We start from the raw sequence: 12,471 nt of genomic DNA on the forward strand, positions 1-12,471 counted from the left end.
TTTCCGTTTGGGCTACCCGCGGGGCAGCCGTCGAGGGGATGGGACCGCGAAAGGGTGAGACTGTTCAATCGTGCACGCCGCCTCGCCGGACCCCGAGCTTGACGAGGATGTCCTCCATCAGGCACCAGCGGCTCACTCCGCTCTGCAACAGATTCGCGGCAACAAAGGCCGTCAAGGCGAAAAACCACTGGCTGATGTAGATCGGGCTGGCCGGGATGGCCAGAGCCAGCGAGAGCAGCAGCAGGCTGCCGGCGATGATGCGGATCAGGCGTTCGGTCGTCATAGCGAAGCTCCTTCAGGTTGATGGCGCGCAGCGAGCGCGTAGTAGAGGACCGGGATCACGACCAGCGTCAGCAGCGTGGCCACCGCGATGCCGAAGAGCAGCGACACGGCGAGCCCGTTGAAGATCGGGTCGTCGAGGATGAACAGCGCGCCGAGCATCGCCGCGAGCGCGGTCAGGATGATCGGTTGGGCGCGCACGCCGGCCGAGTGGATCACCGCTTCGCGCAAAGGCATTCCCTGGCCGACCTGCAGGCCGATGAAATCGACGAGCAGGATCGAGTTGCGGACGATGATGCCGGCCAGCGCGATCATTCCGATCATCGAGGTCGCCGTGAACTGCGCACCCAGCAAGGCATGCCCCGGCATCACGCCGACCAGGGTCAGCGGGATCGGCGCCATGATCACCAGAGGCGTCAGATAGCTCCGGAAGTGCGCGACGACCAGCAGGTAGATCAGGATCAGGCCCAGCGCATAGGCAGCGCCCATGTCGCGGAAGGTTTCGTAGCTGACCTGCCATTCGCCGTCCCACTTGATCGCGTAGCCCCGCCAGACATCATCGGGCTGGCGGATATAGGCCTGGCCCAGCGTGCCGCCCTCGGCGAGTTTCAGGTCCTTGAGCTTCGCGCGAATCGCGAACATTCCGTACAGAGGACTGTCGAGCGCGCCAGCGATGTCGCCGAACACATAGCTCACCGGCAGCAGATCCTTGTGGCTGATCACGCGATCTCGCTCGCCGGGCACGACATCGACAAGCTCGGACAAAGCCACGGTGCGCCCGTCCTTCGTCGCGATCGGCAATTTGAGCAGGGAGCTCAGGCTGGAGAGTTTCTCGGGGGCCAGCTGCAGACGCACCGGCACCGCGTATTTGCTCTGACCATCGTGCAGATAGCTCGCCTCCGCGCCCTGCCCCGCCGCATTCAACGCCTGGGCGATCTGGGCCTGGCTCACTCCCAGCTGAGCGGCCTTGCCCTGTTTGACGCGCAGCACGAGCTGAGGCGAGCTGGCGGACTCCGAGCTGTCCGTATCGACGATGTCGGGACTCGCTTCAAACGCAGCCAGCACCTTGCTGGCGACCGAACGGCGAGCTGCATCGTCGGGGCCATAGACCTCGGCGACGATCGGACTCATCACCGGAGGACCGGGCGGCACTTCGACGACCTTGACCCGCGCGCCATGGGCCGCGGCAATCCTCTTGAGCAGAGGACGCACCGACTGCGCAATCTCGTGGCTCTTGCGGCTGCGATGGTGTTTGTCGACGAGGTTCACCTGGAGGTCGCCCAGCTCACTGGACGCGCGCAGGTAATACTGGCGCACGAGGCCATTGAAGTTGATCGGGCTGGCCGTCCCCGCATAGGCCTGATAGTCGGTGACTTCCGGGACCTTCGCCAGAGCCGCCCCCATCTCGCGCAGCACCGCCGCGGTGTCCTCCAGTGGCGTGCCGGGCGGCATATCGACGACGACCTGGAATTCGCTCTTGTTGTCGAAGGGCAGCATCTTGAGCACGACGGCCTTGAAGAGCGGCAGCGCCACCGACACCGCGATCGCCGCGGCAAGAGCGAGCCACAGCCAGCGCCGCGCGCGCTTGCCGGAGCGCGGCTCGAGGAAAGGCGTCAGCAGCGTGCGGGCGAGCCGGAGCAGCCGGCCTTCGGTGGGCTCGCTCGCATCGGCATCGCTCTTGCCGCCGTGATGCGCGCCCAGCCACTTGTTCGCGAGCCAGGGCGTCACGATGAAGGCGATCGCCAGCGAGAGCAGCATGCCCAGGCTCGAATTGATCGGGATCGGGCTCATGTAAGGCCCCATCAGACCGCTCACGAAGGCCATCGGTAGCAAGGCCGCGATCACGGTCAGCGTCGCGAGAATGGTCGGGCCGCCGACCTCGTCGACAGCGCCGGGAATGATCTCCCAGAGCGCCTTCTCCGGTTCCAGCGCGCGGTGGCGGTGGATGTTCTCGACGACGACGATCGCATCGTCGACGAGGATGCCGATCGAGAAGATCAGCGCGAACAGCGACACGCGGTTCAGCGTGAAGCCCCAGGCCCAGCTCGCGAACAGCGTCGAAGCCAGGGTCAGGATCACCGCCGAGCCGACGATTGCCGCCTCGCGCCGTCCGAGCGCGAAGCCCACCAGTGCGATCACCGACAGCGTTGCGAAAGCGAGCTTCTGGATCAGCTTGCTCGCCTTGTCGTCAGCCGTCTGGCCATAGTTGCGACTCACCGTCAGCTCGATGTTCGCCGGGATCAGCTGGTTGTGCAGCGCATCGACCCGGGCGATCACCGCGCGGGCGACATCGACCGCGTTCTCCCCCGCCTTCTTCGTCACCTGCACGGTCACGGCCGGGTATTCGGCGCCGCTCTTGCCGGCGACGCCATGCCAGACATAGCGCCCCGCCAGCGGCGCCCCGGCCTCGATCCGGGCGACGTCGGACAGGAACACCGGTTTGCCGTCGCGGCTGCCGATCACGACTTCGCCGACCTCGCGGGCATCGGCGAGGAAACTGCCGACTTCCACATGCACGAGGCGGTTGTCGGAGACGAGCTCGCCGGCCGGCAGCACCCGATTGCGCGCCTGCAAGGCCTGGGTCAGCTGATCGACCGACATGCCCAGCGCGGACAGCCGGTCGGCATCGAGCCACACATTGACCGCACTGCCGGGCCCGCCTATCGTCGAAACTTCGCGGGTGCCCTCGACCCGCTTGATCTCGCTTTCGAGCGTGTGCGCGACGCGTTCGAGCTCGAACGCTCCCGCGTCCGGATCACGGGTCCACAGCGTCAGCGCGACGACCGGCACATCGTCTATCCCCTTGGGTTTGACGATCGGCTCGCCGACGCCCAGTCCCGCCGGGAGCCAGTCCCGATTGCTGTGCAGCGTGTCGTAGAGGCGCACCAGAGCCTCGGTCCGGGCAACACCAACCTTGAACTGCACGGTCAGGATCGCGAGTCCGGGACGCGATACCGAGAAGACGTGCTCGATCCCGGCGATCTGGTCGAGCACCTGCTCGGCCGGCCCCGCGACGAGGCGCTCCACATCCGTGCTCGATGCGCCGGGGAAGGGAATCAGCACATTGGCCATCGTCACGTTGATCTGCGGTTCCTCCTCGCGCGGCGTGACCACTGCCGCGAAGATGCCCAGCAGCAACAGCACGAGCGCCAGCAGCGGGGTGATCGCATTGCGCTGGAAGTGCGCGCTGATGCGACCCGAGAGGCCAAGAGGAGAAGAGGTTTCGCTCATCGCGAGGCCCCGCTCGCCGCATCGATGCCCGCCTTGACCGGATCGAGCGCAACAAGCTCTCCCGCCCTCAAACCCGCCAGCACCTCGATCCGCTCATCGACCAGGCGCTCGCCGGTCCGGATCTGGCGCTGCTGAAACCGCCCGGCAGCGGTCCTGACATAGACGGCTGAGAGCTCCCCACGCCTGAGAACGGCCTGAGCGGGGATGGCGAGCCGCGCCGCTTCGCCGAGCGCGAAACGGGCCCGGACGAATTGCCCGGGCGCCGCCTTTACCGTGGCGGGCAGATCGATGCGCACTTCGGTCGTCCGCGTGCCCGGATCGGCGGCGGGCAGGATCGTGGTCAGCACTCCGGGAACGCGCAGCGCGCCGATCTCGACCACCGGCCGGGTTCTGGCCAGCGCCGCCCTCAGCGCAGCGGTCTGCGCCTCAGGCAGATAGGCGACCGCGCGCAAGGCACCGGGCTGGAACAGGCTGACGACGGGCTTGCCCGGCATCGCCATATCGCCCGCTTCGACGTGGGTCGCCGCGACGATGGCCGCGTAGGGCGCGCTGATCAGCGCATGGCTGCGGGTCGCGCCCGTTACTGCGGCGCCCGCGCGCAAGGCCTCGACTCGGGCCTGCTGCGCCTTGAGCTGGGCCGCGGACTGATCGACGAGGGCGGCGCTGACGAAGTTCTGCCTGGCCAAGGCCAGATTGCGGCGGTGATCGAGTTCGGCCTTGACCAGGTTCGCCTGAGCTTCGCGAATCGACGCCAGGCTGGCCGCTTCTGCCGCGCCGTACTCCCTGTCGTCGAGGCGGGCGATCAGCTGACCAGCCGTGACGGCATCGCCGGCGCGGACTGCAAGCTGCAGCACCCGCCCCTGGACCTGGGCCGATACGACGCTCTGCCGCACGGCCTGGATCGTCGCATCGGCCACATACTCACCCGCCGCGGACGAGTAGCTGACCGGCGCCACGCGCAGCGCATCCGCCGCGCTGACCGGCAAGCCCAGGCACGCCAGCAGCAAGAGGGGCAAGCTCTTCATGGTTTGGATCCTTCCGGATTTGTCTTTTATTCACTATATAACCGCATAGCGATATTTTCAAGACTTGTTCGCTCGATCGCCGCCGAGCTATCATCGAAACCACTCCCAGCAGGAAAGAACACGATCATGAGCCTCCCCGATCAAGCTATAGACCGCGTCGCGCTCTACTTCCGGGCCCTTTCCGATCCGACCCGGTTGCGCATCCTCAATGCGCTGCGCGTGCGCGAACGCTCGGTCGGAGAGCTGACCGAGCTGGCCCAGTGCAGCCAGGCCAATATCTCCAAACACCTGAAAGTGCTCGCAGACACTGGAATCGTCACCCGCACCGCGCACGGCACATCGACGATCGTCAGCGTTGCCGATCCGGCGATCTATGAGCTGTGCGAGCTGGTCTGCGGCTCGGTCGAGCGCGGACTCGAAAAGGACGTCGCGCTTCACCTGGCGCTCTCCGCCGCGCGCAGCGACGAGCGGGGCTGAAGCTCGCGGCCAGACAGCATTTTCTTGGCTTTTTTGACCGTCAATACTAGAAATACGCGTAGCTCAAACGACGGTGCGGCTGAACGATGCAGACCTGCTGCACGGCATCAGGCACGCGTCTGCGCAGTTCTGGCACTCAAACATGGCCAAGGAGAACGGCATGACCCGAAGCACCCTGTTGGCAGCAACCCTTCTCGCTTCCCTGATCGCCTTCCCCGTCCTGGCCCAGCAAAGCCAGGGCATGGGTCGAGGCATGATGGGCGGTGGCGGATGGCGGTGCGGCAGCGACAACGTCGCAGGCTGGAAGATGATGACTCCGGAAGAGCGCACCGAGCACCGGAACAAGATGCGCAGCATGAAGAGCTACGACGAGTGCGTCGCCTATCAAGGCGAGCACCACAAGCTGATGGAAGGACGCGCCAAGGAAAAAGGCGTCAGCCTGCCGGCGCCGCGTGCGAACGCCTGCGACCAGATGAAGGCGCGCGGCTTCTTCAAATAAGTCCGGACTGAACCCAAGCCGGAGCGGGCGCGCTCGCGCCCGCCCGTCCCGACGCCTCCCGCGCGAGTCCGCGCAGCCGCTTCTGCCGGCCCCTCCCCTGACGCGCGTGGACATGACCGTCCGCGCCAGAAGCAACGCCTACAATATCTCCGTTTGGTTTTTATCACCTTATAGTGATATAGTACAAAAACGATAACGGAGTGTCCTATGAATATCCTCATTGTGGGTGGTGTCGCGGGTGGCGCAACGGCTGCGGCCCGCATCCGTCGTGACGACGAAAACGCCCGGATCGTTCTGGTCGAACGCGGCCCCTATATCAGCTTTGCAAACTGCGGCCTGCCCTATCACCTGTCCGGCGTGATCGCCGAGCGCGACCAGCTGCTGGTCAGCTCGGAAGAGGCATTCGAGGCACGCTACGCGGTCGATGTCCGCGTGCGGACCGAGGCGATAACGATCGACCGCTCGGCGAAGACCGTCCGTCTGCGCGAGCTCGCGACCGGCAAGGAATACGACGAGGCCTATGACCGTCTGCTGCTCTCGCCCGGCGCCGAACCGATCCGTCCCCGCCTTCCCGGGATCGACTCGGACTACGTCTTCGGCCTGCGCAACATCCCGGATCTGGACCGGATAATCGAACACCTCCAGACCCGCAAGCCGCGTCGCGCCGTCGTCATCGGCGGCGGCTTCATCGGCATCGAAGTCGCCGAGAACCTGCACGAACGCGGCCTGCAGACCACGCTGGTCGAAGGGGCCGAGCAGATCCTCGCGCCGCTCGACGTCGAGATGGCGGCTATCGTGCATGGCCACCTCCGCGACAAGAACATCGAGCTCTATCTGTCCGACAAGGTCGACCGCTTCGAGGACAAGGACGATCACACGCTGGTCTTCCTAGCGAGCGGCAAGCGGCTGCAGGCCGACCTCGTCGTGCTCGCGATCGGCGTGCGCCCGGAGACGACGCTGGCGCGCGCCTGCGGCCTGCAGCTCGGCACGAGCGGCGGCATCAAGGTCAACGAGTATCTGCAGAGCTCGGACGAAGCGATCTATGCGGTCGGCGACGCGATCGAAGTCACCCAGACCATAGCCGGACACGCGGCACTGATTCCTCTGGCGGGGCCGGCGAACCGCCAGGGGCGGATCGCCGCGGACAACATCGTTTTCGGGAACACCCGAAGCTATCGGGGCACGCAGGGCACGTCGATTCTGAAGGTCTTCGACCTCGCCGCGGCGGCCACCGGACTCAACGAAAAGGCGCTGATCGCCGCGGCCATCCCCTACCGCAGCGCGATCACCCACGGCGGCTCGCACGCGAGCTACTACCCGGGAGCCATGTCGATCACGCTGAAACTGCTCTATTCGCCGGAAGGACGGATCCTCGGCGCCCAGGCGGTCGGCGCCGACGGCGCGGACAAACGCATCGACGTCATCGCCACCGCGATTCACGCCGGACTCACGGTCGAGGACCTGACCGAGCTCGAACTCGCCTATGCACCGCCCTATGGCTCGGCCAAGGATCCGGTCAATATGATCGGCTATGTGGCCGCCAACGTTCTCGACGGGACCCACGAGCAGATCGACTGGCGCGCGCTCAAAGACACCGATCCCGCATCGCTCCAGCTGATCGACGTGCGGACCGCGGAGGAATTCGAACTCGGCACGATCCGCGGCGCCCGCCATATCGATCTCGACCATCTGCGCGGGCAGCTCGGCCAGCTCGATGCGCACGCGCCGACCGTCGTGTTCTGCCAGATCGGTCTGCGCGGCTATCTGGCCTACCGGATCCTCAAGCAGTCGGGCTTCACCGATGTCCGAAACCTGTCGGGGGGATACAAGACCTATTCGTGGGCCGTGAATGAGCAGGCGAACCCGGACATCTTCGACTACGAGAACATCAAGCACCGCGATCCCGACGAGATCGAGGCCGAGGCAGGCGGCAACCCGTGCGCGCTCGTCGCCCATGCCGGCAAGCGCCACAGCCTCGACGCGGTGGGCCTGCAGTGCCCGGGCCCGATCATGAAAACCTGGCGTGCAGCCGAAGCGATGGAAGCGGGCGAAGAACTCGAGGTGATCGCGTCGGATCCCGCGTTCGCGCGCGACATCAAGGCATGGGCCAAAAAGACCGGCAATGAGCTGCTTTCCGTCGAGACCGCAAAAGGACGGGTCACGGCGCTGATCCGCAAAAGCAAGGCCGGCGCTCCGGCTTCGGCGGCACAGCCGGCCGCCTCAGCGTCCCGCGAGAAGACGACTCTGGTCGTATTCTCGGGTGATCTGGACAAGGTCATGGCCAGCCTGATCATCGCCAACGGCGCGCTGGCGATGGGCAAACCGGTCAGCCTCTTCTTCACTTTCTGGGGCCTCAATGTGCTGCGTCGGACGGACGCACCCAAACTGGGCAAACCCTTGATGGACAGGATGTTCGGCGCGATGATGCCCGCCGGAGTCGGCAAGCTGAACTCGATCACCAAGATGAACTTCGCCGGCTTGGGCGCCTGGTTGATCCGCAAAGTCATGCGCGACAAAGGCGTTCAGACCCCGGAAGCGCTGCTGAAGAGCCTCGTCGACGGCGGCGCGCAGCTGATCGCCTGCACGATGTCGATGGACGTGATGGGCATCCGCCGCGAAGAGCTGATCGACGGCATCGAGCTCGGCGGCGTCGCGGCCTTCCTCGGCGAAGCCCAGGAGTCGGGCACGACGCTCTTCATCTAGCCAGTCCTGTCCGGCTGGCGTCAAAAAACCCGCAGAGCCTCAGGCTTTGCGGGTTTTTGTCATTTCTGGCGGAAGCGGTGAGATTCGAACTCACGAACGGTTGCCCGTTGCCGGTTTTCAAGACCGGTGCAATCGACCACTCTGCCACGCTTCCTTGCCTCCCGACTGAGCGCCCCCTCTACTGAGATGGGTCGGCCCGCCGGGGAATCCCGGCTGGATGCGGCCTCGCACACGAACTTACAGACGAAACCGGCAACGGGAAGATTTGTAGTTTACCATGAGCACTGCCGTTGCCCGCTGAAACTTCCAGAATGAAGGGTGGTCTCAGCCAACGCGGTCTTTCAAGGAGAACAGAGGATGCAATTCGAAAATCTGCAAACCCCCGCAGCAAGCTATGCGCCCGCGCGCAACCGCGTGCTGCGCAACACTTACATGCTGCTTGGCCTGTCGATGATTCCGACGGTGCTGGGCGCGATGATCGGCGTGCGGACCGGCTTTTCCTTCTTCGCCGGCAGCCCGATGATCGGCTTCCTGGCCTTCCTGGCGATCGCCTTCGGCTTCTTCTACGGAATCCAGCGTTTCAAGAACAGCGGCGTCGGCGTCGCGCTGCTGCTCGGCTTCACGCTGTTCATGGGGCTGATGCTCTCGGGCATCCTGCGCTACACGCTGCACTTCTCGAACGGCGCCGAGCTGATCGCGCTGGCCGCGGGCGGCACCGGCGCGATCTTCGTGACGATGGCCGGCATCGCGACCGTGTCGAAGCGCGATTTCTCGAACCTGGGCAAGTTCCTGTTCGCCGGCATGATCCTGGTTCTGCTGGCTTCGCTCGCGAACATCTTCCTGGCCCTGCCGGCGCTGACGATCGCGGTCTCGGTGCTGTGCGTCGCGATCTTCTCCGCCTACATCCTTTACGACGTGCAACAGGTCGTCAATGGCGGCGAGACGAACTACGTGATCGCAACGCTGCAGATCTACCTCGACGTCTACAACGTGTTCGTGCACCTGCTGAGCCTGCTCGGCATCTTCGGCGGCAACCGCGACTGATTCGCACTGAAGTACAAAAAGGGCAACCCGCGGGTTGCCCTTTTTTGTCCACGGCCCGGAGCGGGTTCATGCGCGCTCGAACAGCGCGATCGACTCGACGTGGGAGGTATGCGGGAACATGTTCGCGACTCCGGCGCCGAGCAGCCGATAGCCTTTCTCGTGGATCAGCACCGCGGCATCGCGGGCCAGCGTGGCCGGGTTGCACGAGACATAGACGATGCGCGATGGCGAATTCTCGCCCAGCGCCTTGATGACCGCGATCGCGCCTTCGCGCGGCGGGTCGATCAGCAGCTTGTCGAGCGGTCCGAGCGCCGCGAGGCTCTCGGGCGTCGCTTCGAAGAGGTTGGCGACCTGAAACTCGCTGCGCTCGGCGAGGCCGTTCGCAGCGGCATTGAGAGCCGCCCGTTCGACCAGCGCCTGGCTGCCTTCGACGCCGATCACGTGCGCGCCGCGGCGGCTGATCGGCAGGCTGAAATTGCCCAGACCGCAGAACAGATCGGCGATCCGTTCGCCGGGCCGCGGGTCGAGCAGCTGCATTGCGCGGCGAATCAGCAGGCGGTTGATCGCGACATTGACCTGGGTGAAGTCGGTCGGCCGGAAAGCGAGCCGCAGGTCGAACTCGGGCAGCGTGTAGTGAAGCAGTCGGTCGGCATCGGGGTCGATGGGGTGAACCGTGTCCGGCCCTCCGGGCTGCAGCCACATCGAGAAGCCCGAAGTCTCGCCGAAGCGCTTCAGGATCTCGATGTCCGAGGCTTCGAGCGGCAGCAGGTTCCTCAGCACCAGCACCTTCTGTTCGTCGCCGAAAGCGATCTCGATCTGCGGAATCCGATCGGGCACCGACATACTGGCTAGCAGCGCGCGCAGATCCAGCAACTTGTGCCCGACTTCGGGCGGCAGGATCTCGCAGGAGCGCATGTCGGCGATATAGCTGCTGCGCCGTTCGTGGAAGCCGACCAGAACGCCGCCCTTTTTCGGCACGTCGCGCACGCCGATCCGCGCACGGTAGCGGTAGCCCCAGGTCGGACCGTAGATGGCCGGAAAGACGACTTCCGGACGGATCTGCGCGATGTGCCAGAGGGAATCCTCGAGCACGCGCTGCTTGACGGCAACCTGGGCCGAAGGCTCCAGGTGCTGCATCGAGCAGCCTCCGCAGACCCCGAAATGCGCACAGCGCGGCGAAACTCTCTGGGAGCTGGGCTTGAGAATGCTCTGGGCGGTGGCCAGTTCGAAGCTGGGCTTGCGCCGATAGCTCGCGTACTCGACCTTCTCTCCAGGCAGGGCACCCTCGACGAAGATCGTCTTGCCTTCCTGGCGAGCCACTCCCTTGCCTTCATGATCGAGCGATTCGATGGTGACGACCGGCATGTTCTCAGTCCGCAAAAACTGTGCATTTTATCAGCCATTGAAGCCGCGCTGATGGCTGATCTTTTGTCTAGGCAGCCACCCCCCTAACAAACAGATGCAGTTTTTTTTCAACAGGCGTAGACTCCCGCAATCAGTTCGCCGATGGCGGTCTGATCGCGACTCTCACCAGGACGACTTGGTCGCCCGAAGAGAATCTCGATGGCATGTTCCCCATTTCAGGAATCATGTTATGATTGGCAAGTTGGTTGGGCACCCAGCTCGGCCGGCAATGAATAAGTAGTAAATGTTTATCTCTATCGATAAGGGAAACCCACAAATGTACAAGTCTATCCTCGTTGCAGCCCTCCTGGCCCTGGCCGTGACCGCTTGCGGCAAGAAAGAAGAAGCTGCTCCCGCCGTTGAAGCTTCCGCCCCCGCTGTTGAAGCTTCCGCTCCGGCTGCTGAAGCTTCCGCTCCTGAAGCTGACGCTTCCGCTCCGGCTGCCGACGCTTCGGCTCCTGAAGCTGACGCTTCCGCCGCCAAGTAATCTCCGGATTGCTTGAAGCGAAAGCCGGCCCTCGGGCCGGCTTTTTCTTTGCCTGTCGCTTGTTTGCCCGTCACCTCGCGCGCAAACAAAAACGGCCGCCGGGTTTCCCGGGCGGCCGTTTCAATATCCGATTCCGTTTTACTTGAGCTGTTCGAAAAGCAGCTTCAGGACCTTGTTCGCATCGTCGCTCTTGTCCAGATTCCCGTCCTTGTCGAGGATGCGGACCTGCGAGAGCTTCGTATCGCCCTTGACGAAAACGCGGTAGCTCGCCCCAACGGGCAGGGCGCCGGGTTTGACTTCCTGAACAGGGACTTCCGTGCTCTCGCCAAACTTGAGCCAGGAGAACCAGCCGCCCTCTTCCTTCTTCTTCGCGGCGGGCGCCTTGGAACCGGCAGCTCGCACGTCGTAGATACCCAGAGTGCTGTCCCTCTCCTCGACCAGCAAGCCGCTGCGATCCAGAGCCAGACCCACCTGACGCCAGGCCTGTTCGATCGGATCAGCGAAGACCAGCACGGCACCGCCATCGGTCGCACGTTCGAAGCGGGCGTGATCGGTCGCTTGAACCGTCATCATCAGCTCGCGGGCACGGTCTTCCTTCAGACCCAGGCTCAGCATCATCTTGCGCAGCATCTCGGCTTCGAGCCCCGGATCGGAGGGGCGCCACTCCCAGCGACTGCTGTCCTTCTGGGCGCCGACCAGCACTTCTTCAAGCCCGCGGTGGCTGATGAAGATTTCGACGGTGCCCGCCTTCAGACCCGGTTCGATCCGGGCGCGATAGCGGTCCTTCTCCGGCGACGTATAGGCGCCATCCCAGACCTTGCTGATCACTTCGCGGACGATGTCGTTCTTGATCTTGGCGCGATTCTCGACCCAGTCGGTTTCGAGCAGGCCCAGTTCGGGGCTGTCGACGGTCAGCGTGAAGCCGTTGTCGAGCCAGAACTGGCGCATGCGCGTCCAGACCTGCTCAGGCGTCCCCGGAACGATCAGCCAGCGCTCGTTGCCTGCCCGCCCTATGCTCAGATTCCCGATCTCGGGCAGAACGCCCAGCGATGCGGAAGAGGCTCCCGCCATCCCGGTCAGCTTGTTGCCGGCCTGAAAGTCGGAGAAGGTCGTCGAAGCACTCTCACCTTCGAGCGCATAACGCTCGTCACGCCCCGGGCGGGTCAGATCCGGCGGCACTTCCAGCGCGGTCGGCCGCTGCCGGGCACCACTCTTGTAGTCGATCTTGCTGGCGTCAGTGACGGTCTGATTGATGCTGGAACAGGCTCCGACTGCGAACAGTACGCACAGGGGAGCCATCTGGTAACGCAGTTTCTTCATGG

At 64.5% G+C, this 12,471-nt stretch carries 10 protein-coding genes and 1 tRNA gene; 5 read left to right on the top strand and 6 right to left on the bottom strand.

The window, feature by feature from the left end; genetic code table 11:
* Positions 1–64: 64 nt before the first annotated feature.
* Genes ACHFB9_RS12795 through ACHFB9_RS12805 form a run of 3 tightly spaced genes read right to left on the bottom strand, consistent with a single transcriptional unit; the run spans position 65 to position 4,535 of the window.
* Positions 65–283: a DUF2892 domain-containing protein gene (locus tag ACHFB9_RS12795; protein WP_417067619.1), complete on the bottom strand. Its 219-nt coding sequence runs from the start codon at positions 281–283 to the stop codon at positions 65–67.
* A complete protein-coding gene (locus ACHFB9_RS12800; protein ID WP_417067620.1) occupies positions 280–3,510 on the bottom strand; it encodes an efflux RND transporter permease subunit in 3,231 nt (1,076 codons plus the stop codon). The genes ACHFB9_RS12795 and ACHFB9_RS12800 overlap by 4 nt, the downstream gene beginning before the upstream one ends.
* On the bottom strand, positions 3,507–4,535 hold the full coding sequence (locus ACHFB9_RS12805; RefSeq protein ID WP_417067621.1) for an efflux RND transporter periplasmic adaptor subunit: 1,029 nt from the start codon (positions 4,533–4,535) through the stop codon (positions 3,507–3,509). Before ACHFB9_RS12805 ends, ACHFB9_RS12800 begins: the two co-directional genes overlap by 4 nt.
* Before the next feature lie 126 nt (positions 4,536–4,661).
* Here ACHFB9_RS12805 and ACHFB9_RS12810 point away from each other — a divergent pair, with 126 nt between their 5' ends.
* The 3 genes from ACHFB9_RS12810 (at position 4,662) to ACHFB9_RS12820 (ending at position 8,214) form a co-directional block, all read left to right on the top strand.
* Complete coding sequence (locus ACHFB9_RS12810; RefSeq protein WP_417067623.1) at positions 4,662–5,012, top strand: ArsR/SmtB family transcription factor; 351 nt, start codon at positions 4,662–4,664, stop codon at positions 5,010–5,012.
* 160 nt (positions 5,013–5,172) lie between these two features.
* Positions 5,173–5,511: a hypothetical protein gene (locus ACHFB9_RS12815; RefSeq protein WP_417067625.1), complete on the top strand. Its 339-nt coding sequence runs from the start codon at positions 5,173–5,175 to the stop codon at positions 5,509–5,511.
* Between the two features lie 207 nt (positions 5,512–5,718).
* Entirely contained in the window at positions 5,719–8,214 is a 2,496-nt protein-coding gene (locus ACHFB9_RS12820) for an FAD-dependent oxidoreductase (RefSeq protein ID WP_417067627.1), read from the top strand.
* 66 nt (positions 8,215–8,280) lie between these two features.
* On the opposite strand, the gene ACHFB9_RS12825 is transcribed toward ACHFB9_RS12820, so the two are convergent.
* Positions 8,281–8,368 (bottom strand) — tRNA-Ser (locus tag ACHFB9_RS12825).
* A 203-nt stretch (positions 8,369–8,571) separates the two neighbouring features.
* Between ACHFB9_RS12825 and ACHFB9_RS12830 the strand changes: the two genes are divergently transcribed.
* A complete protein-coding gene (locus tag ACHFB9_RS12830; RefSeq protein ID WP_417067628.1) occupies positions 8,572–9,258 on the top strand; it encodes a Bax inhibitor-1/YccA family protein in 687 nt (228 codons plus the stop codon).
* 66 nt (positions 9,259–9,324) lie between these two features.
* Here the strand turns inward: ACHFB9_RS12830 and rlmD are convergent, their stop codons facing one another.
* Positions 9,325–10,623, bottom strand: coding sequence for a 23S rRNA (uracil(1939)-C(5))-methyltransferase RlmD (gene rlmD, locus ACHFB9_RS12835; protein ID WP_417067629.1), 1,299 nt, complete (start codon positions 10,621–10,623; stop codon positions 9,325–9,327).
* A 283-nt stretch (positions 10,624–10,906) separates the two neighbouring features.
* Between rlmD and ACHFB9_RS12840 the strand changes: the two genes are divergently transcribed.
* Positions 10,907–11,149: a hypothetical protein gene (locus tag ACHFB9_RS12840; RefSeq protein WP_417067631.1), complete on the top strand. Its 243-nt coding sequence runs from the start codon at positions 10,907–10,909 to the stop codon at positions 11,147–11,149.
* Positions 11,150–11,287: 138 nt separating this feature from the next.
* On the opposite strand, the gene bamC is transcribed toward ACHFB9_RS12840, so the two are convergent.
* A complete protein-coding gene (gene bamC / locus ACHFB9_RS12845) occupies positions 11,288–12,469 on the bottom strand; it encodes an outer membrane protein assembly factor BamC (protein WP_417067632.1) in 1,182 nt (393 codons plus the stop codon).
* Positions 12,470–12,471: the final 2 nt, after the last annotated feature.

The sequence above is a fragment of the Niveibacterium terrae genome (assembly GCF_048213115.1).
GTDB lineage: Bacteria > Pseudomonadota > Gammaproteobacteria > Burkholderiales > Rhodocyclaceae > Niveibacterium > Niveibacterium terrae.

Bases quoted from the DNA above. Each gene is read 5' to 3' on its own strand.
- ACHFB9_RS12815 (WP_417067625.1), top strand. From the start codon at position 5,173: ATGACCCGAAGCACCCTGTTGGCAGCAACCCTTCTCGCTTCCCTGATC.
- ACHFB9_RS12820 (WP_417067627.1), top strand. From the start codon at position 5,719: ATGAATATCCTCATTGTGGGTGGTGTCGCGGGTGGCGCAACGGCTGCG.
- ACHFB9_RS12830 (WP_417067628.1), top strand. From the start codon at position 8,572: ATGCAATTCGAAAATCTGCAAACCCCCGCAGCAAGCTATGCGCCCGCG.
- ACHFB9_RS12795 (WP_417067619.1), bottom strand. From the start codon at position 283: ATGACGACCGAACGCCTGATCCGCATCATCGCCGGCAGCCTGCTGCTG.
- bamC (WP_417067632.1), bottom strand. From the start codon at position 12,469: ATGAAGAAACTGCGTTACCAGATGGCTCCCCTGTGCGTACTGTTCGCA.
- ACHFB9_RS12800 (WP_417067620.1), bottom strand. From the start codon at position 3,510: ATGAGCGAAACCTCTTCTCCTCTTGGCCTCTCGGGTCGCATCAGCGCG.
- ACHFB9_RS12840 (WP_417067631.1), top strand. From the start codon at position 10,907: ATGTTTATCTCTATCGATAAGGGAAACCCACAAATGTACAAGTCTATC.
- rlmD (WP_417067629.1), bottom strand. From the start codon at position 10,623: ATGCCGGTCGTCACCATCGAATCGCTCGATCATGAAGGCAAGGGAGTG.
- ACHFB9_RS12810 (WP_417067623.1), top strand. From the start codon at position 4,662: ATGAGCCTCCCCGATCAAGCTATAGACCGCGTCGCGCTCTACTTCCGG.
- ACHFB9_RS12805 (WP_417067621.1), bottom strand. From the start codon at position 4,535: ATGAAGAGCTTGCCCCTCTTGCTGCTGGCGTGCCTGGGCTTGCCGGTC.